At 65.1% G+C, this 19,117-nt stretch carries 22 protein-coding genes; 10 read left to right on the forward strand and 12 right to left on the reverse strand.

The window, feature by feature from the left end; translation table 11 throughout:
* Nucleotides 1-59 precede the first annotated feature (59 nt).
* A complete protein-coding gene (gene rpmB / locus NO357_RS08635) occupies nt 60-347 on the forward strand; it encodes a 50S ribosomal protein L28 (protein WP_306735233.1) in 288 nt (95 codons plus the stop codon).
* Between the two features lie 377 nt (nt 348-724).
* Here rpmB and NO357_RS08640 read toward each other — a convergent pair whose 3' ends face one another.
* The 7 genes from NO357_RS08640 to NO357_RS08670 form a co-directional block, all read right to left on the reverse strand.
* Nucleotides 725-1,231 (reverse strand): OsmC family protein, encoded by a 507-nt coding sequence (locus NO357_RS08640; protein WP_306735234.1) that lies wholly within the window; start codon nt 1,229-1,231, stop codon nt 725-727.
* Nucleotides 1,228-2,145: a fumarylacetoacetate hydrolase family protein gene (locus NO357_RS08645; protein ID WP_306735235.1), complete on the reverse strand. Its 918-nt coding sequence runs from the start codon at nt 2,143-2,145 to the stop codon at nt 1,228-1,230. Before NO357_RS08645 ends, NO357_RS08640 begins: the two co-directional genes overlap by 4 nt.
* 3 nt (nt 2,146-2,148) lie before the next feature.
* Nucleotides 2,149-2,925 (reverse strand): cyclase family protein, encoded by a 777-nt coding sequence (locus tag NO357_RS08650; RefSeq protein WP_306735236.1) that lies wholly within the window; start codon nt 2,923-2,925, stop codon nt 2,149-2,151.
* A 156-nt stretch (nt 2,926-3,081) separates the two neighbouring features.
* Entirely contained in the window at nt 3,082-4,392 is a 1,311-nt protein-coding gene (locus NO357_RS08655; RefSeq protein ID WP_306735237.1) for a TRAP transporter large permease, read from the reverse strand.
* On the reverse strand, nt 4,389-4,952 hold the full coding sequence (locus NO357_RS08660) for a TRAP transporter small permease subunit (RefSeq protein ID WP_306735238.1): 564 nt from the start codon (nt 4,950-4,952) through the stop codon (nt 4,389-4,391). Before NO357_RS08660 ends, NO357_RS08655 begins: the two co-directional genes overlap by 4 nt.
* A gap of 155 nt (nt 4,953-5,107) precedes the next feature.
* Complete coding sequence (locus tag NO357_RS08665; protein WP_306735239.1) at nt 5,108-6,178, reverse strand: C4-dicarboxylate TRAP transporter substrate-binding protein; 1,071 nt, start codon at nt 6,176-6,178, stop codon at nt 5,108-5,110.
* A 1-nt stretch (nt 6,179) separates the two neighbouring features.
* Nucleotides 6,180-6,851: a TetR/AcrR family transcriptional regulator gene (locus NO357_RS08670; protein WP_306735240.1), complete on the reverse strand. Its 672-nt coding sequence runs from the start codon at nt 6,849-6,851 to the stop codon at nt 6,180-6,182.
* Between the two features lie 167 nt (nt 6,852-7,018).
* On the opposite strand from NO357_RS08670, the gene NO357_RS08675 reads away from it, so the two are divergent.
* A complete protein-coding gene (locus NO357_RS08675) occupies nt 7,019-7,405 on the forward strand; it encodes a hypothetical protein (RefSeq protein WP_306735241.1) in 387 nt (128 codons plus the stop codon).
* A 42-nt stretch (nt 7,406-7,447) separates the two neighbouring features.
* Nucleotides 7,448-8,221 carry a ZIP family metal transporter gene (locus tag NO357_RS08680; RefSeq protein ID WP_306735242.1) on the forward strand — a complete coding sequence of 258 codons (774 nt, stop codon included), beginning with the start codon at nt 7,448-7,450 and terminating at the stop codon, nt 8,219-8,221.
* Here the strand turns inward: NO357_RS08680 and cuyB are convergent.
* The 3 genes from cuyB to NO357_RS08695 are packed head-to-tail and all read right to left on the reverse strand — an operon-like array spanning nt 8,213 to nt 10,000.
* Nucleotides 8,213-8,869, reverse strand: a complete 657-nt coding sequence (gene cuyB, locus NO357_RS08685) for a cysteate racemase (RefSeq protein WP_306735243.1) — start codon at nt 8,867-8,869, stop codon at nt 8,213-8,215. The genes NO357_RS08680 and cuyB overlap by 9 nt on opposite strands.
* Entirely contained in the window at nt 8,866-9,309 is a 444-nt protein-coding gene (locus tag NO357_RS08690) for a low molecular weight protein-tyrosine-phosphatase (protein WP_306735244.1), read from the reverse strand. Before NO357_RS08690 ends, cuyB begins: the two co-directional genes overlap by 4 nt.
* Nucleotides 9,310-9,322: 13 nt before the next feature.
* Nucleotides 9,323-10,000 carry a site-2 protease family protein gene (locus tag NO357_RS08695; protein ID WP_306735245.1) on the reverse strand — a complete coding sequence of 226 codons (678 nt, stop codon included), beginning with the start codon at nt 9,998-10,000 and terminating at the stop codon, nt 9,323-9,325.
* A gap of 101 nt (nt 10,001-10,101) precedes the next feature.
* On the opposite strand from NO357_RS08695, the gene NO357_RS08700 reads away from it, so the two are divergent.
* The gene (locus NO357_RS08700) at nt 10,102-10,797 is read left to right on the forward strand and encodes an NAD-dependent deacylase (RefSeq protein WP_306735246.1); all 696 of its coding nucleotides are present in this window, start codon (nt 10,102-10,104) and stop codon (nt 10,795-10,797) included.
* A gap of 70 nt (nt 10,798-10,867) precedes the next feature.
* Here the strand turns inward: NO357_RS08700 and NO357_RS08705 are convergent, their stop codons facing one another.
* Nucleotides 10,868-11,356 carry a copper chaperone PCu(A)C gene (locus NO357_RS08705; protein ID WP_306735247.1) on the reverse strand — a complete coding sequence of 163 codons (489 nt, stop codon included), beginning with the start codon at nt 11,354-11,356 and terminating at the stop codon, nt 10,868-10,870.
* 91 nt (nt 11,357-11,447) lie between these two features.
* Nucleotides 11,448-11,759: a hypothetical protein gene (locus NO357_RS08710; RefSeq protein ID WP_306735248.1), complete on the reverse strand. Its 312-nt coding sequence runs from the start codon at nt 11,757-11,759 to the stop codon at nt 11,448-11,450.
* A gap of 199 nt (nt 11,760-11,958) precedes the next feature.
* Between NO357_RS08710 and NO357_RS08715 the strand changes: the two genes are divergently transcribed.
* The 6 genes from NO357_RS08715 to NO357_RS08740 are packed head-to-tail and all read left to right on the forward strand — an operon-like array spanning nt 11,959 to nt 19,012.
* On the forward strand, nt 11,959-12,786 hold the full coding sequence (locus NO357_RS08715) for an FAD binding domain-containing protein (RefSeq protein ID WP_306735249.1): 828 nt from the start codon (nt 11,959-11,961) through the stop codon (nt 12,784-12,786).
* Nucleotides 12,779-15,517, forward strand: a complete 2,739-nt coding sequence (locus NO357_RS08720) for a molybdopterin-dependent oxidoreductase (RefSeq protein WP_306735250.1) — start codon at nt 12,779-12,781, stop codon at nt 15,515-15,517. Before NO357_RS08715 ends, NO357_RS08720 begins: the two co-directional genes overlap by 8 nt.
* The gene (locus NO357_RS08725; RefSeq protein WP_306735251.1) at nt 15,510-16,997 is read left to right on the forward strand and encodes a 6-hydroxynicotinate reductase; all 1,488 of its coding nucleotides are present in this window, start codon (nt 15,510-15,512) and stop codon (nt 16,995-16,997) included. The genes NO357_RS08720 and NO357_RS08725 overlap by 8 nt, the downstream gene beginning before the upstream one ends.
* Nucleotides 16,994-17,851 (forward strand): UPF0280 family protein, encoded by an 858-nt coding sequence (locus tag NO357_RS08730; protein WP_306735252.1) that lies wholly within the window; start codon nt 16,994-16,996, stop codon nt 17,849-17,851. Before NO357_RS08725 ends, NO357_RS08730 begins: the two co-directional genes overlap by 4 nt.
* Nucleotides 17,844-18,431 carry an amino acid synthesis family protein gene (locus NO357_RS08735; protein ID WP_306735253.1) on the forward strand — a complete coding sequence of 196 codons (588 nt, stop codon included), beginning with the start codon at nt 17,844-17,846 and terminating at the stop codon, nt 18,429-18,431. Before NO357_RS08730 ends, NO357_RS08735 begins: the two co-directional genes overlap by 8 nt.
* A complete protein-coding gene (locus tag NO357_RS08740; protein WP_306735254.1) occupies nt 18,428-19,012 on the forward strand; it encodes an amino acid synthesis family protein in 585 nt (194 codons plus the stop codon). Before NO357_RS08735 ends, NO357_RS08740 begins: the two co-directional genes overlap by 4 nt.
* Nucleotides 19,013-19,117: the final 105 nt, after the last annotated feature.

Consider the following 19,117-nt stretch of genomic DNA (forward strand, 5'->3'; position numbering starts at 1 on the left):
GTTAACGGAGTCGGCCGGCCCGGCCTGGGCTTCGTGAGATCAAAGATGAGGATGAACCCATGTCGCGCGTCTGCGAACTGACCGGTAAAGGCCCGATGACTGGCAACAATGTCAGCCACGCCAACAACAAGACCAAGCGCCGTTTCCTGCCGAACCTGAACGACGTGACGCTGCAGTCGGAAACGCTGAACCGCGGCGTCAAGCTGCGCATCTCGGCCTCGGCGCTGCGTTCGGTCGACCACCGTGGCGGGCTCGACGCCTTTTTGGCCAAGGCCAAAGACAGCGAGTTGTCGGCCAATGCGCTGAAAGTGAAGAAAGAGATTTTGAAGGCCCAGGCTGAAGCCTGATCCTTTCGGTAATTGCATTGAGCGGCCCTGCCAGACTGGCGGGGCCGTTTGCTTTTGGCCGGGCGCGTTTGGCGGGGATTGCCGCCCTCGGGCGTCTCCCACCCCGGAAAGGAAAGCAGTGGCGGTGAGGACGGCGCATGCCCGCCCCGACGCCCTCGGGCAGCAATGCGGCGGTATGCCTGTGTCCGGCCTGCACAGGCGACGCGGACGCGAGCCGTCGGCGGGGGTATTTGGCGCAAGATGAAATACGGCAACCGGCCCCGATGCTTCATCTTGCCGAAAATACTCCGGGGGGTCTGGGGGGCTGGCCCCCCAGGGCCTGCGTGGCCTGAACGCATACTGACCTGCGCGCGCAAGCGCGCCGCTGGATCAGGCCGCTATCGGACTACGACCCAACCTTCGCCACGTTTCATGCGGTGAGTGATACGGTTGGCCTGACCCAGGGTCTGCTCGATAAAGCAGCCTTTCTTCGCCGCCCGGATCAGCGCTTCGACGTTTTCCGCGGGCGCCGGGCTGTCGATATTCACGTCGACGGCAAAGCTTTTCGGCGCGGTTTCATACACGGCGCCGGAGCGGGCCCAATCCCATTCGATGGTCGTGTCGACCGTCAGGGTATCGAGCGGCACCTCGAGGCGACGGGCGAAGGCGCGCAGTTGGGTCATCAGGCAGCCGGTCAGGCTGGCGATGAAAAGCGCCAGAGGCGGCGGCGCGGTGGCGTCGCCGCCGTGAAACGGTCCTTCGTCGGTGGCGAGGTCGAAGCGTTCTTCCATCGGCCGGGTCATGCGCACATCCAGCTCGTTGCGCATTTTGCCGGTGGCGGTGCCGGTGCAGCGAAACTCGACCACGGCGCGGTCGGGGGCAGTGTCGAGCGTCACGCCGCTCATGGTTTGACGATCCGGTTGCGCAGGGTGCCGATCTTTTCGATCTCGAGCTCGAACACGTCGCCGGGGCTGAGGCGTTTGCCCAGTTCCAGCCCGCAACCGGTGCCGACCGTGCCCGAGCCGATCACCTCGCCGGGATAGAGTGTTTCCGAGGCCGAGATATGCGCCAGGATGGCGCCGAAATCGTGCTGCATGGATGACGAGTTACCGCCGCCCCAGCGGTCGCCGTTGACCCTGAGTTCCATGTCGAGCGCCACCGGATGGTCGACCTCGTCGGGCGTCAGGATCCAGGGGCCGAGAATGTTGCCGGTGTCGAAATCCTTGCCCTTGGCGGGGCCCAACTGGCCCGGCATTTCCTTCATCTGGGCATCGCGGGCCGAGATGTCGTTGAGGATGGTATAGCCGAAGATGTACTCGTGGGCGTCTTCGGGTTTGATATCCTTGCCTTCCTTGCCGACGATGATCGCCATTTCCAGCTCGACATCGAGAAACTCGGCATAGTTGGGCCAGATGACGTCCTGCTCATGGCCGATGAAGCTCATCCGGTTGCCCTTGTAATAGATTGGCTGGTCATACCACACGGGCGGCAGTTTCGGGTCGGGGTCGCCGAAGCCCTTGAGACAGTTGATCAGGTGGTCTTCGAAGACCAGGCAGTCGCGGTATTGCACCGGCATAAGCGGCGGCAGGAAAATCACGTCTTCCGCATTGACGAAGGCGCGCTTGTTGGCGCGGCGCAGAAGGTGCTCGGCCTGTTCGATGCCGTAATCGCCCTCGTTAATCACCGATTGCATGTTGGTGAATGTGTCGGTCTCGTAGCGCGCCAGTTCGGCGGCGCGGTCGAGATCGAGATAGGTGTCGTCATCGAGGGGCGAGACCACCCGCACCTTGCCGCCGTAGAAAACCGATCCAAGCCTCATGACTTACTCCTCGAATATGGCGACCGCGCGGGTGAAGCCGGCGCTGGCGCGCTTGATCTTATAGGGGAAGCAGGAAATCTCGAAGCCGTTGCCGGGCAGGCTTTCGAGGTTCGACAGTTTCTCCATGTGGCAATAGCCGATCTCCATGCTGGCCCTGTGGCCTTCCCAGATGATGCCCGGGTCGTGGGACTTGGCGTATTCCTGCGCGGTCAGTGCGAAGGGAGCGTCCCAGCTCCAGGCATCGGTGCCTGTGACCCTGACGCCTTTTTCCAGCAGATACAGCGTGGCATCGCGCCCCATGCCGCAGCCCTTCATCAGGTAGTCGGGCCGGCCGTAGTGGTCCCCGGCCGAGGTGTTGATCACCACGATGTCGAGCGGCTGGAGATCGTGGCCGATGCGCTTCAGTTCGGCCTCCACATCCGCTGGCTGGACGATGTAGCCGTCGTCGAAATGGCGGAAGTCGAGCTTGACGCCGGGGTTGAAGCACCACTCCAGCGGCACCTCATCGATGGTGATGGCGCGCTCGCCTTTGTTCATCGTCGAATGGTGGTGATAGGGCGCGTCGAGATGGGTGCCGTTATGGGTGGCGATCTGGAGCCGCTCGACCGCCCAGCCTTCGCCACCGGGGAGGTCTTCGCGTTTCAGACCGGGGAAAAACGCCATGACCTGTTCGGCGGTCTGGTCGTGGGTCATGTATTCGATCTCGGGCAGCATGATCGGCGGGTCGGAGATGATGCCGGTTTCCAAGGGCACGGAGATGTCGACGAAACGTCTGGGCATGGGCTTCCTTTCTTCAAAGGTCTGGACCATTGCGCTGAGGGCAGCGCCCGGCCCGGGGTGGGCGTGAAGCGCCCGCCCATGGGGCGGGTCGGGCGCTGCCCGGCGTCACGCCGGGCGGGACAATCGGATCATACCTTCCTGAGACTTTGACAGGTTTCATATCAGCCCCGTGGCAAGTACCGGGAAGGCGAGAACAAGGGCGAGGACAAGCACCATCAGGAGCGCGAAAGGCGCGGCGCCAAGGAAGATGTCGCCGAGCGAGATCGACGGGTCGTCGAGAGCCGATTTGATGACGAAGACGGAAATGCCGAAGGGCGGTGTCAGCAGGCCGACCTCGACGGCGATCACGGTGACAATGCCGAACCAGATCAGGTCCACGCCCATGGGTACAAGCACCGGCAGCATCAGCGGCACGAGGATCAGCATGATCGACGAGCTGTCGAGAATGGCGCCCATCAGGATGACCAACACGACATAGGCCAGGATTACGCCCCAATAACCGATCTCGGCGCTGGCGACATAGGCGCCGAACCCGGCCGGAACGCCGGAGAGAGCGAGCATGCGGGAATACATCTGGGCGGCGATGATCAGGAAGCAGATTGCAGCGGTGACGAGACCCGTATCCTGCAGCACCTGCCAGAAGTCGCGCCATGAGAGCGAGCGGCGGGCGAGTCCGAGGACGATGGCGCCGAGGCAGCCAACGGCGCCGGCTTCGATCGGCGTGAAGAAGCCGCCGTAGATGCCACCCAGGACAAGGCCGATCAGCGCAACGATGGGCAGGCCCTTGGCGACCACTTCGGCTGGAGTGAGGGCGCTTTCCGCCTGATCTGTCATCACGCCCGTCCCCAGCCGTGCGGGCCAAAAAAGCGCGGTCAGCCAGATTCCAGAGCCGAAGGCCAGCGCCAGGAGGATACCGGGGACAATGCCGGCGATGAAAAGATCGCCGACCGATTGTTCGGTCAGCAGGCCATAGAGGATCAGCAGCAGAGAGGGTGGGATAAGCATGCCGAGGACCGAACTGCCTGCGACAACGCCGACCGCGAAGCGTTTGGCATAGCCGTGGCGGATCATCTCGGGCACGGCAATGCGGGTGAAGACGGCAGCCGAGGCGATCGAGATGCCGGTGATGGCGGCGAAGATGGCGTTGGCGCCGACGGTGCCGATGCCGAGGCCGCCACGCAGGCGGCGGAAGAGGTGATTGGCGACGTCGAAGGCATCGCGCCCCATGCCGGTGACCGAGACGACATAACCCATCAGCACGAACAAGGGCACGACGCCGAAGAAATAGGACGAGATGGTTTCGCTGGCGGCCAGTGCCAGCAGCTTACCCGCAAGGAGAGGCGAGCCCTTGATGGCCCAGACGCCGACATAGGACGACAGCATCAGCGCAAACGGCACCCAGAAGCCGGCATAGATCATAACCACCATGGCGCCGAAGCTGGCAAGGCCGATCTCGAACGGGGTCATGCGCCGGCCCCACGAATGAGCCTGAGAAAGGCGGCAAGTGCGTGCAGGGCGAGTTGCACCAGGAGGGCGCTGCAGCCGATGATGATGATCAGCTTGACCGGCCAGACGGGGGCTATGAAATCGCCGATGGTGCCTTCATAGGTGCCACGGGTCCAGGCCTTGCGGAAAAGCGGCCAGGAGGCGGCGATGATCTGCCAGACAAGCGCAAGCGCCGCCAGCGAGAAGACCAGTTCCAGCCCATGCCGGGCGCGGGGACTGCGGTTTTCCAGCCCGGTCAGGAGGAGTTCCGTCCGGGTCAGGCGGCCCTGACGGAAGGTCTGGGCGATTTGCAGAAAGACGATGGCGACAATCGACATCGAGACCATTTCCGGCACGCCGGAAACCGGCGCATCGAGGGCGCCGCGGCCGATCACGTCGGCATTGACCAGCAGCATGACCGCAACGATCAGCAGGGTGCCGGCGACGTTCAGAGCCCCCGTGACGGCGTCGACCGAGCGCCGGAGTGCATGGAACCAGCCCGGCAGGCCGGGATCGGGGATGTTGGCCGATCGTTCCGTCATTCCGTCCGTCTCCTGAATGCCGGTGGTCCGGTGTCGTGCGCCGCGCATCCCGGATCTGATCCGGGCCGGCGCGCGCGACGGCACCGATTCGCCGGTCCCGGCCCGCCGCTCCACGCCATGACCACCTGGAGCGGCGGGTGGTAACCGCGATCAGGTCATTCCTGATCCCAGTTACGCACCGGGGTTGCCCCGGCGGCACGCATCGTGTCCATGTAGGCCTTCAAGACGGCGGTGCCGGCCTTGCCCTCGCCGTCGAGTTGGTCGGCCCAGAGCTTGGCGACGTTGTCCATGCCCGCGGCCCATTGTTCGCGGAAGGCCTGATCGACTTCGGTCACCGTGGCGCCCTGGCTTTGCATGATGCCGAGGAATTTCTCGACCGAGGCGTCGAGATCCTTCTGGTAGGCTTCGGCATCGGCCTTGGCCCCGGCCTTGAGCGCGGCCTGGACCTCGGGCGGCAGGTCGTCGAACCAATCGGCGTTCGCCGCCAGCCCCCCGGCATATTGCGCGCCGAAGCCGACCTTGGTGATATAGGGTGCGACTTCGTGCAGCTTGCCCGGCAGCGCGGCCGAGGCGAAGACGATGACGCCGTCATACACGCCGGTCTTGATCTCGTTGTAGTAGGTGGTGAGGTTGCCTGACACGCCGACCGCGCCGGTGCCTTTGAGCCAGTTCACTGCCGGGCCGGGAGCACCGATCTTGCGGCCGTCGAGATCGGCGATGGAATTGACCGGGAAGGTGGTCATCAACAGGTAGTCGTCAATGCCGATGCCGCCGCCTAGGTATTCCAGACCGTTTTCGGCCCAGGCCGCCTGCATGTCGGCGTTGGTCTCCTGTAGATTGTCCATCCAGGTCGACACGGCAGTCGAGTCGCTCGATACGAAGGGGGTGAAATAGGTCACGTTCTGCACCGAGAGCTTGGCCGGATCGAACAGCGAGGAGACGAGGCCGATCTCGGCCAGGCCTTCTTCGACCGCTTCAAGCTCATCGCCAACCTTGGCAAGCGATCCGCCGTATTGCTCGGACCAGGTGATGGAATGCCCGGTGCCTTCCAGTGCCGCATCAACCGCGGGAATGAAGGTCTGGCTGGCGTGTTTCACCCAGCGGAAGACTGGCGGGTGCCCCGCCACGATGGTGACGCTGAAATCGTCGGCTCGGGCGGGCGCGCTTGCCAGCGTGCCGAGGGCCAGCGCCGTCATGGCCACGCCTTTCACGAAAATCTGTTTCATCTCATTCCTCCCTTGGGTTGTCTTTTGTCAGTTCACGGATACCGCCGCAGATGAACGGCACGATGCGGGCCAGCATCGCGTCGGCATCACCGTCGTCGCAGAGCCCGCCCGACAGCCGCTTGGGCCGCCCGGTCTTGGCCATCATCGTCATGCCGACGCCGATCGCGAACATGTAGGCCCAGACGGCATCGGCCTCGCTCAGACGCGGTTCGGCCTTTTTCAGCGCGGCGATGTAGTCTCGGGCGATCGGGTCGTAATAGGTCTCGGTCATTTCGCGCGCCACCGGATCGGATGAATTGGCCATCGACACGAGGATGCGGGCAAAGCCGCCGCCGTCTTCGGCCAGCTCCAGCCCGGTTTCGATGGTCGGGCGAAAGAGCGCCTCGACGAGGTCTTCCAGTTTCAAAGGCCCGGCGGCGCGCAAGGCGCGGAGCCGCGTGGCGCGGGAGTCGTTGATCTGGCCCGAGCGGCGTTCCACCATCCGTTCGAACAGCCGTGCCTTGTTGCCGAAATGGTAGTGAATGAGTCCTTGTGCCACGCCGGCGCGTTGGGCGATCTCGCGCAGCGCCGCGCCGTCATAGCCGGAATTCGCGAATACCAGTTCTGCGGCATCGAGAATCGCATCGGAGCGTGCTCCGCCGGTTTCGCTGTCCCTGATGGCCCGTTCGGCCATGCCTCCCCCTCCCGGACCTGACTGATCGCTCAGTCAGGGTCTTGCGCGGGACGATTCGAGTCAAGCGCCCGGGTCTCGGTCCCGACCGGAGCGCGACAATTGACGTCAATTGAATTTTCCGGCGGAGTCCGGCATGATCACAAAAAAGATCATCGGGCAGATCGATCATGCGACGTCTCATTCTTTTATTGGCCTGTTTGTCACTCGCGGCCTGCGGCGGTTATCGCAAGGCCGAGCGCGAAATCGGGCGCAGTGCGCGGGCCGGTGTGCCGGTCGCCGGTACGGCGGCGGCGCAGGTGATGCGGCTGGCGACGGGACCGATCTCGCGTGCCTGCGTCGGCTCGGACCGCAAGGCGCGGTCGCAAGAGCGCTGCGGCTGCATTCAGGCAGTGGCGAATGACACGCTGTCGCCCGCCGACCAACGGCTGGCGGTCAGTTTCTATACCGACCCGCACCGGGCACAGGAAATCCGCCAATCGGACAATCCTGGCCATGAACGATTCTGGCAGACCTACAAGGACTATGCCCGGACCGCGGCAGCGGTCTGTGGCTGAGTCGCCCGGCCCTTCTGAGCGCGTCAGAGGGAGGCCGGAGCCATGAGCATCATCCTGCAGGGTTTCCTCGGTAGTCTGGGGGCGGGGTTGATGACGGCGGTAGGCGCGGTGCCGGTATTGTTCGGGCGTTCGATGTCGCGTCAGACCATGGACATCATGCTGGGCTTTGCCGCAGGCGTGATGCTGGCCGCCACTTTTTTTTCGCTGTTGGGGCCGAGTGTCGAGTTTGCCGGTGAGCGGTTCGGACATGGCGTGATCCCTGCCGCGGTTGCGGTCGTGGGGGTGTTGCTGGGGGCCGGCACGGTGATGTTCTTCGACAATCGCCTGCCGCACGAGCATTTCATTGTTGGCCGGGAAGGGCCTGAAGCGGCCGAGTTGCGCCGAATCTGGCTGTTCGTCTTCGCCATCACGCTGCACAATGCACCCGAGGGCATGGCGGTGGGGGTCGGGTTCGGCGGCGGCGACGTGGCCGCCGGCCTGCAAATCGCACTGGGGATCGGGGTGCAGAACGCGCCGGAAGGGTTGGCCGTGGCGGTGGCGCTGATCTCGAAGAACTACTCCCGGTCCTATGCGTTCTTGATCGCGGCCCTGACCGGATTGGTGGAGCCTGTGGCGGGGCTGATTGCAGCGGTTGCGGTCAGCCTGTCGGCGGCGCTGCTGCCCTGGGCGATGGCCTTCGCTGCCGGGGCGATGCTCTATGTCATCAGCCACGAGATCATTCCCGAGACTCACCGCTATGGTCACCAGCGCCGGGCGACTCAGGGATTGCTGGCTGGCTTCGTACTGATGATGGCGCTGGACGTGGCGCTAGGCTGAGCCGCCGCGGGCGAAATCCACGATGCCGTCGACCAGGCAGTCGAGGCTGTCGGTCCAGGGCAGGCCCGAGAGCGCGTCGGTCAGCAGCGACAGTTCGGTGCAGGCGACGAGCAGATGATCGCAAGCACGGGCCATGGCTTGGGCGATGCGGGCCAGCGGTTTCGCGTCGCGGCGCCCGGCTTTGACGTCGCGGATGATCTGCAACAGCGCACCTTCGTCGCCCCATACCGGGGTAAGGCCGCGGGCGGCGAAGGCGCCGTCGAAGACGCCGGCGCGTTGCACCGCCGGAGAGGCGAGCATGCCGATACGGCCCGAGAGCCGGTCGGTGGTCAACTCGATCATGTCGAGGAATGGCAGACCGACGTCAGCGAGGACATCCTTGTAGGCATGCGCGGTGTTGCAGGGCATGGCGAGTGCCCGGGCGCCGGCGGCTCTGAGGTCTTCGGCCATCCGCCGCAGCGCCGGGGCGGGGCTTTCACCGGTGCCCTCGATCAGGTGGGCGATGCGGCTGGGCACGGCCGGGTTCTGATGGACGATGAGAGGGATGTGATCGGCATCGTCCTGCGCCGGCACGGCGGCCAGTACCTTCTGCATCAGCAGGATGGTGGCTTCTGGCCCCATCCCGCCGAGAATGCCGACCGGTTTCATCGTTCGGCCAGGGCGCGGGCGAGGCCGTCGGCGCAGGCTTCGATCAGGTCGAGGGCGCCGTCGAAATCGCGGGTGTAATAGGGGTCGGGCACTTCCGACATGCCCGATTGCGGGGCGTAGTCGGTGAAAAGATGCACCGGGGTGGCGCTGCCGGTGGGCCGGAGACGCTCGATATCGGCGAGGTTGCTGCCATCCATGCCGATGATCAGGTCGAAGCGGTCGAAATCGGAGCCCGAGACCTGGCGTGCGCGCAGGTCGGAGAGGTCGATGCCTCTGGCCGAGGCAGCTTCGCGCATGGGCCCGTAAGGTGGTTTGCCGACATGCCAGTCGGCGGTTCCGGCGCTGTCAATGTCGTGTTCCGCGCCTGCGACGGTGCGGAAGACGCCTTCGGCGGCGGGCGAACGGCAGATATTGCCGAGACAGACGAACAGAACCTTCATGAGCCTTTCCTCATCAGCGTTTTTCGCCCCGCATCATCCGGTAGTGCAGCCCGATTGACGGCAGGAAGAGCAGGAGCCAGCCCGTCGTATACCAGACATAGAGCAGCGCCGGCCACCACAGGATGGCGCAGACCAGCCCAACGGCGCCGGTAATCTGCAGGGCGTTTTGCGGCGCAAGGATACGCAGGAGCAGGAGGTGCAGGAGTTTTCCGCCATCAAGCGGCTGCACCGGGATCATGTTGAAGACGAAGAACATGAAATTGAGCACGGCGAACAGCACCAGGTAATGGCCGAGCAATCCGCTGCCCAGACCGCTTGACCAGATCCAGTAGGCAGCCAGCGAACCGAGTGCCCAGAGCCCGAGATTGGTCAATGGCCCCATGGCGGTGATGAACTCCTGCTCGCGCGCCGTGGCCGAGCGGGCATGTTCGCAGAATCCGCCGCCGCCATGCAGTACGATGCGGCGCACCGGAACGCCCTGGACCCGGGCCGCCCAGGCATGGCCGAGTTCGTGCAGGTAGATGATGGTGAGGATCATGGCGACGATGATGGCAAGCCACAGCAGGCTGCCGCCGGCTGACAGTGTGAGGCCGATGAAAATCAGCACCAGAAAGGCCAGCGTCTGGCCGATTTCGACGGGCACGCCGAAGACGCCGTTGAAACGAAAGATGATCGGACCGGTCTGCAACATGGCGGCCACCTTGGGCAAAGTGGTGGGGGGAAACAAGCGGCAAATCCCGGGCTTTCCCGAGACCGGGGGCGGCGCTAGGGTCGGGCGCAAAGGAGAGGCTCATGCGTGACAAGATCGTCATTCTGACCGGGGCGGGGATTTCGGCGGAAAGCGGGCTGGGAACGTTCCGCGACGTTGATGGGTTGTGGACCAAATACGACCTGAACGAGGTGGCGACGCCGGGAGGATTCGCGCGTAACCCCGCGCTGGTGCATGATTTCTACAATGCGAGACGCGCAAATTGCCGCGGCGCCGCGCCCAATCCGGCGCATGCGGCGCTGGCGCGACTGCAGCGGCATTGGGACGGCGACGTGGTGATCGTGACCCAGAATGTCGACGATCTGCACGAGCGCGGCGGCGCAAACGATGTGATCCACATGCACGGAGAGCTTGGGCAGGGGCTGTGTGCAGCCTGCGGTCATCGCTGGCCGGCGCCAGACGAGATGTTCCCCGACGATGCGTGCCCGCGCTGCGGGGTCCCGGCGACGCGGCCCGATATCGTGTGGTTCGGCGAGATTCCGTATTTCATGGACGAGATCCTTTTGCATCTTGGCGGGGCCGGGGTTTTCGCCGCGATCGGCACAAGCGGCGAGGTTTACCCGGCCGCCGGGTTCGTCGAACTGGCGGCGCGGGCCGGGGCGCACACGGTGGAGCTCAACCTCGAACCATCCTCGGTGGTGTCGGCCTTTGCCGAGACCCGCTTCGGCAAAGCCAGTGAGACGGTGCCGGCCTGGGTCGGGGCGTTGCTGGACGAGTAAGGCCGCGGTTGCATCAAAGAAAAAGGGCGCCCCGCTCCGGGACGCCCTCGGATGACCAAACTTTGGCGGATCAGTTCGACTGCTGCTGCATCTGGCCGTGGTTCATCTTGCCGTGCATCGGCTTGCGATTGAGATCAACCGGCACCTCGATAGTCACCTCGCCGGCTTTTTCGAACACCAGCGTGACCGGCACGATGTCGCCCTGCTCCAGCGGCTGTTTCAGGCCGAGAAACATGACGTGGTGGCCGCCGCGCTGCATCGCGATCATGCCGTCCTTGGGCAGCGGGAAGCCTTCTTCCACGTGGATCATCTTCATCACGCCGTTGGCGTCTTCCTCGTGGGTGTGCAGTTCGACCCTTTCCGAGATATCCGACTTGGCGTCGATCAGCTGATCGTCCTGACCGGTTTCGTTGTGGATCATCATGAAGGCCGCACCTGAGGTCGACATCATGGCGCTGACCCTCGCATAGGAGTCTTCAACGCGGATGCCGTCGGCCAAGACGGGGGTGGCGAGGGCAAAGGCGGCGGCTGCCGCAAGAAGGCGGGTTTTGAAGGACATTCTGTGTCTCCTGTCTGGAAAACTGAGTGGTGCGCGGGTTTGTTGCCGCGCGCGATTTGAGGCCTTGGGGCAGATCGCCGGGGCGATCGCATCACGATAAGGCGACGACCGGCGGCCCCCGGGCCGCGGGTTCCACCTCGCGCGCGGTGGCTGCGAACGAATTGCGAAGCGGCGAGAGCTTTTCGGCGCTGCCCAAGGGACGGGTGGGCAGGTCGGGCTCGTCGGCCGCAACGGCAAACAGCGACAACGCGCAGTCGGGGCAGATATGCGGCTTTTCGACAGGTTGGCCGTTTTCGTCGACGGCCACAGAAACGATACCTTGACCGGTGCAGAGGATGATTTCTCCGGCCGGACCGGGCATACCCCGCGCCACCGCCATGCTCTGGCCGGTAGCGGCCAGCATGAGCGCAAGCACAAGGCCCAGATATGCTCTGAAGCGTCGTTTCATCGCCCGAGATATAGGTCGCCGCGCGCGCCGGTGAAAGCGACAAAACGTATCGGGTGGCGCACGTCATTCGTGGAAAGCTTTTGACTCGACTCGGGCAACCTCCATATCATTTGCATACGAACGAAAAACAACGTGGTCCGACAGGGGGACCGAAGTGGATTATTACGCGCCCGAGAGCCTGAGCGAGGCTCTGGACATCCTGGGCCGTGGCGGGGTGACGCCCCTGTCAGGCGGCACCGATTTCTATCCCGCCCTGACGCCGGGCGGGCCGCGGCAGAGCCTGCTGGACATTACCCGGATCGCGGCGCTGCATGGGATATCGCGGCAGGCGGGTGGTTGGCGGATAGGGGCGGCGACGACCTGGTCCGAGATAGCCCGGGCCGAGCTGCCACCGGCCTTCGACGGGCTGCGGGCGGCCGCGCGCGAGGTGGGCGCGCGCCAGATCCAGAATGTCGGCACCGTCGGGGGCAATATCTGCAACGCCTCGCCCGCCGCTGACGGGGTGCCGCCACTGCTCACGTTGGACGCGGAAGTAGAGATCGCCGCGGCGGGCGGCACGCGCCGGATGGCGCTGAGCGGATTTGTAACCGGTGTGCGGCAGGTGGCGCTGAAGCCGGGCGAGATGGTGGTGGCGTTGCATCTGCCCGATCCGCCCGAGACGGCGGTGGGGGCGTTCCGCAAGCTCGGCAGCCGAGCCTATCTGGTGATCTCGATCGCGATGGTGGCGATGGTGCTGCGCCGCGACGGGGCGGGGCGTGTCGATCATGCTCGCATCGCCGTCGGCGCCTGTTCGCCGGTGGCGCAACGGCTGGGGGCTTTGGAGACGGCGCTGATCGGGGCGCGACCCGAGGAGGTCAGGGTGACGATGGCGAATCTGGGCGCGTTGCAGCCGATCGACGATGTCCGCGGCAGCGCGGCATACCGGCTCGATGCGGTCCGCGAGGTCATCGCACGGATGCTGCGGGAGGCCGGCGATGGATAAGCGGTTGGCCCCCCTGACAGTGTTTCGGCTCAATGGCGCCGAGGTCGCGGTGGCGCCGAGGGTGGGTGAGCGTCTGTCGGAAAGCCTGCGCGAACGGCTGGGTGCGCGGGATGTCAAGGTCGGCTGCAATGCCGGCGATTGCGGCGCCTGCACGGTGCTGGTCGATGGCGACCCGGTCTGCGCCTGCCTGATGCCAGCGCAGCAGGCCGCTGGACGCGAGGTCGAAACGCTGGCTGGATTGGTGGCGCACGAGCCGCTGGCGGCCGAGATGGCCCGGCGGTTCGAGGCCCAGGGTGCGGCGCAATGCGGCATCTGTACACCGGGGATGATGGTTTCGGCCGTGGCGCTGCTCCGCGCGGTGCCAACGCCGGACGAGCGCCAGGTGATGGACGCGCTGGGCGGCGTTCTTTGCCGTTGCACCGGTTATCGCAAGATCATTGACGCGGTGATGGGCCGCGCGCCGGCGGCGCGTCAGGATGAACTGGGCCATGCCGGAGCGGCGATCGAAAAGCTTGACGGGCGGCCCAAGGTTGCCGGACGAGAGCGGTTCGGTGACGACGTCGCCCCGGCGGACGCGCTCGTGATCCGGGTGATCCGCAGCCCATATCCGCGGGCGCGGTTCCATTTCGGAGATCTGGCGGCGTTTGCTGCACGTCCCGGCATAGCCGCGGTGCTGACCGCGGCGGATGTTCCGGGCCGCAACCTGTTCGGCACCATCCCGGGGTTTATCGACCAGCCGGTATTTGCCGAAGCCGAAACGCGGTTCCGTGGCGAGGCGGTTGCCTGTGTGGTGGGCGCGCCGGAGACGATGGCGCTGTTCGATCCGGATGACTTCCCGGTGAACTGGGAACCTCTGCCCGACGTTCAGAACATGTCCGACGCCAGGGGAGCGGGCGCACCGCTGCTGCACCGGGGTCGCAACGGCAACGTGATGTGCGGCGGTTTTGTTGCCCATGGTGACGTAGACGCGGCGTTGGCACGGGCCGATGTCGTGGTTGAGGGCCGGTTCGAGACCGCCTTCGTCGAACATGCCTACATTGAGCCCGAGGCCGGTTTCGCCGAGGTGGTTGGCGGGCGTGTGGAGGTCCATGCCTGCACCCAGGCGCCGGTGATGGACCTGGAGACGCTGGAGACGGTGCTCGGTATGGATCGGGCGCAGATCCGCGTGGTGCCGACCGCGGCAGGCGGCGGGTTCGGCGCGAAGCTCGATGTGTCGGTCCAGCCTTTCCTGACAATTGCGGCGCTGAAGACGGGACGTCCCGTGCGGCTGGCCTATGAGCGCTCGGAGTCGATGCAGTCGACCACCAAGCGGCACCCGGCGGACATGCGGGTGCGGATCGGGGCGACGCAGGATGGAAAGATCTGCGGCCTCCGCTTCGACGGTTTTTTCAATACGGGCGCGTATGCGAGCTGGGGGCCAACGGTGGCGAACCGGGTGCCGGTGCATGCCTCGGGGCCTTACCGGGTGCCTGACTATCGCGCCGAGGCCACGGGGATCCATACCCATTGCCCACCCGCGGGCGCGTTCCGCGGCTTTGGCGTGCCGCAGGCGGCGGTGGCGCAGGAGAGCCTGTTTGACGAATTGGCTGACAAGCTCGGGATCGACCGGCTGGACTTCCGTATCCGCAACGCGCTGAGAAATGGCGAGCCGACGGTTTGCGGCCAGGTCTTTGAGCAGGGAGTCGGGATCGGAGCATGTCTGGAAGCGCTGCGGCCGGCCTGGGAAACGGAGCGAGCCGCGGCAGCGGTTGTCAACGCACAGCGCGACGTGGTGAAGCGCGGTGTGGGCATCGCGGCAGGCTGGTACGGTTGCGGCAACACTTCGCTGCCGAACCCTTCGACCATCAAGGCCGGGGTGCGGGTGGACGGGCAGATCGTGTTGCATCAGGGTGCGGCGGATATCGGCCAGGGCGCCAACACGGTGATCGCCCAGATCTTTGCGCAGGCTCTGGGCGTGCCGGTCCGGGCGCTGGAACTGGTCGGAGGCGATACCGACGTGACGCCGGATGCCGGCAAGACCTCGGCCTCGCGCCAAACATTCGTCACCGGCAACGCGGCGCGGTTGGCGGGGGCTGCGTTGCGGGCCGAGATCCTGCAAAGGGCCAACGCGGGCGATGGCGCCACGATCGTTACGGGGAGCGGCGTCATCGAGGTGCGAGAGGACGGCCGGGTGCAGGCGATCGACCTGGCTGCGTTGGCAGAAGATACGCAAGGGTATGTTTTGCGCTCCGAGGAGACTTATGACCCGCCAACGCAGCCGCTGGACGAAAACGGGCAGGGGGTGCCCTATGCCCAGTTCGGTTATGCCGCACATCTGTGTGTGCTGGAGGTTGACACCGCGCTGGGCACGGTGACGCCGGTCAAGTTCGTCGCCGCCCATGATGTGGGCCGCGCCATCAACCCGCTGCTGGTCGAGGGCCAGGTCGAGGGCGGGATCGCCCAGGGCATGGGCATGGCGCTGATGGAGGAATACCTTCCCGGCCGAACCGAGAACCTGCACGATTACCTGATTCCGACCATCGGTGACATGCCGCCGGTGGAGACGCTGATCATCGAGGAGCCGGACGCGCATGGACCCTTTGGTGCAAAGGGGTTGGGCGAGCATGTTCTGATTCCCACGGCGCCGGCGATTCTGAACGCGATCCGCGATGCGACCGGCGTGCAGATGCGCAAACTGCCGGTGACGCCATCACGCCTGCGAGCGGCATTGAAGGAGGCGGACCATGGCTGAACGCCGGAAGAGGGAAGAGAAAATCCGCTGCGATGCCTGCCCGGTGATGTGCTATATCGCCGAGGGCAAACCGGGGGCCTGCGACCGCTATGCCAACCATGGCGGCGAATTGGTTCGGCTCGACCCGCTGACGGTGATCGAACTTTCGGACGAAAAGCTGGTGCCGTTTCTGAAAACCGACGAGGGCGGCGACTGGGATGGCGACATCGTCCAAGGCAACCGCCGCTTTGTAACAGCGGTGGGGGCAGGAACGACCTATCCGGACTACAAGCCGGCGCCGTTCATCGTCAGTCAGGAGGTCGAAGGGGTGGACATGGTCACGGTGGTGACCGAGGGTATCTTTTCCTATTGCGGTGCCAAGGTGAAGATCGACACCGACCGGCACATCGGCCATGAGCGCGACGTGGTGCGGGTGGATGGGGAGCCCATCGGCCATGTGATGACCAGCGAATACGGCTCGAAGATGCTGAGCCTTGGCGGTGTGGAACACCTGACCGGCGGGTCGAAGAAGGAAGGCCGGGTGACCTGCGATGCGCTGATGCAGCTGTGCAACCGTGAACCGGTCGAAATGGTGATCGGTAAGGATGGCGAGGCTGTCTCGGTGGTGATACAGGCCGGTCAGCCGCCGATCATCGAAGGCGAACAGGAACGTTTGATGCGGGTCGGCTGCGGCTCGGCCGCGATCGGCATGTTCGCCAAGCAGTGGCACGAGATTGTCGACGAGGTGGTGGTGGTGGACGACCACATCACCGGGGTGCTGTCCGAGCACCAGGCCGGCCAGGTTCTGGGGGTGAAGCCCACCGGCATTCGCATCAAGGGCCGCCGCTCGACCCCGGGGCGGTATTTCCAGGTAGCCGAGCCCGGCCGCGGTTGGGGCGGGACGGATATCGAGGACCCGCTGACCATTCTGGGTGAGTGGAAACCGGAGGTGGCATGGGAGGGCTTGCGGCTCTTCATGGTCAGCACCACCGGCGAGCAATGGGCCTATTACGAGTTGGATGCCGATCTGATGCCGCAAGCGAAGGAGGCACCCGAGGCGGTGAAGGCGAGTGCCGAGCGGATTGCGGAAAACTGCGAGCCTTCGGTGTCGTCGGTGCTGTTCATGGGTGGGGCCGGCGGCAGTCTGCGTGCCGGGGTTACGGAAAACCCGGTGCGGCTGACACGATCGGTGCGCGAGGCGCTGACCAAGGTGAGCTGCGGCGGGGCCGAGGCCTATGTCTGGCCCGGCGGCGGGATCACGGTGATGGCGGATGTGATGGAAATGCCGTCGAATGCCTTCGGCTACGTGCCGACGCCGGCGATTGTGGCGCCGATCGAGTTCACCATGCGGGTGAGCGACTATGCCGCGCTGGGCGGGCATGTCGAGGAGATCCGCGCCCTGGAAACGGTGATGGGCGATACGACGCGCAAGGTCGGGCCCGGCGCCTCGGGGCATGATCCGACAGCCAAGGGGCATTACCGCTGGAAGGACGAGGGATGAGTTTTGCCGCTGCCATGTTGCCGGGGGGACGGCTGCATCTGCAGCACGGGCCGATCGACCTGGTGATCGGGGCGGAGGGCGACCGGGAAGAGGCTTTTCGGGCGGCGCGGGCCGCTTTTGAGGGGGTGCTTGAGGCCTTGGTGGATGAGTTGGACCTGCTGCGCCGCGACGGCTGGTCGGGGGCGACGCCACCTTGCGCAGTTACGGGGCCCGTGGCGCGGCGGATGGTGCAGGCGGTGGCATGGCACACAGGGTTCGTGACGCCGATGGCAGCGGTCGCGGGCGCTGTGGCCGATTACGTGCTGGGTGCCATGGTGGCCGCAGGAGAGCTGCGGCGCGCCTTTGTCAACAATGGCGGGGATATCGCGCTACACCTAGCGTCGGGCGCGCGGTTCCGGCTGGCGGTCACGGGGCTGGATGGTGCCGGCCTGGGCGCCGTGGAGATAGCTGCCGAGGATGGCATCGGCGGGATAGCGACCAGCGGACAGGGCGGACGGAGCCTGTCGTTGGGAATCGCCGAGAGCGTAACTGTTTTGGCGCGGGATGCCGCCGATGCCGATGCGGCGGCGACGCTGATTGCCAACGCGGTGGATTTGCCCGAGCATGCAGCGATCCGGCGGGCGCCGGCGCGGCAGCTGCGACCCGACAGCGATCTCGGTGACCGGCCGGTGGTTGTCGGTGTCGGTCCACTGCGCCCGCAAGAGGCCGAAGTTGCGCTGCGAAACGGTGTCCGGGTTGCTGAAGCAATGCAGGCAGGCGGTCGAATTCATGCGGCGATCCTGTTCCTGCGAGGACGGGTGCGTATGGTTGGTGAATGCCGTGAGGTTTTGCAGAGGGAGGTGGAACGTGCCTGAGGTCAAGCTGAGAAAGAGGGTCGAAAGCGTCGAGGAGATTTTCCACGAGGGCGGACCGGAGGCAGAGAAACCATATGTCAGGGCGTGGTCTCTGGCGGTGATCGAAAACCCGTTTGCCGGGCGGTATGAGCCCGATATCCAGCCCTTTATCGACGATCTGCGCCCCCTCGGGCTTCGGATGGCCGAGCGGTTGATCGACTTGCTCGGCGGCAAGGAAAACGTCGAAGGCTATGGCAAGGGAGCGATCATCGGCGAGGCCGGCGAGATCGAGCACGGCGCCTTGTGGCACGCGCCGGGCGGCTATGCGATGCGGCAGCTTCTGGGGGCCGAGGCTTCGAAAGCGATTGTTCCGTCGACCAAGAAGGTGGGCGGCGTGGGGGCCAGACTCGACGTGCCGGTGACGCATGTGATGGCCTCTTACGTGCGCAGCCATTTTGATTCGGTCGAGGTGGGCTGCAACGATGCGCCGCGGGCGGGCGAGATGGCGCTAGCACTGGTGATGACCAACGGTCCGCGGGTGCATTCGCGTTCGGGCGGGCTCGAGGCCTGGGAGATCAAGGGAGAGGATGGGCTGAGATGAAGGCGAAGATCAGGAAGCTTGTGGTGACGGTCGAGGAGACACTGAGTGAAATGGGCCGCGAGATCGTCCCGCCGACCCGCAAGGCGGTGGCGGTGGCGGTGATCGAGAACCCGTTCGCCGGGCGGTACGAGGAGGACCTGAGCGAACTGATGGAGATCGGTGCCGAACTGGGCGGGCTGCTGGGGGAACGCTGCGTGCTGGCGCTGGATATCACGCCGGAGGATGCCGAAAGCTATGGCAAGAGCGCCATGGTGGGCGAGAACGGCGAACTGGAACATGCCGCCGCGATCTTGCACCCGAAACTGGGAGCGCCTTTGCGCAAGGCGGTCGAGAAAGGCGCGGCGCTGGTGCCGTCGTCGAAGAAGATGGGCAGTCCGGGGCAGGTGCTGGACGTGCCTTTGGGCCACAAGGATGCGGCTTACGTGCGCAGTCATTTCGATGGGATCGAAGTGATGCTCAACGACGCGCCACGGGCGAACGAGATCATGGTCGCGGTGGCGGTGACCGACAGTGGGCGGCCGTTGCCACGGGTTGGAGGGCTGACCGCGGACGAGGCGGAAGGAAAAGACGGATTGCGATGAGCCGCGCGCCGGGCTCAAGTCAATCATGAGAATTCCGGGGCTCTCTCCCCGAGCAATAGGCCAAATCAGGCTGGATAAAAGTCGAATAAAAACAGTATATTGAAT

The sequence above is a fragment of the Marimonas arenosa genome (assembly GCF_030848945.1).
Taxonomy (GTDB): Bacteria; Pseudomonadota; Alphaproteobacteria; order Rhodobacterales; family Rhodobacteraceae; genus Marimonas; species Marimonas arenosa.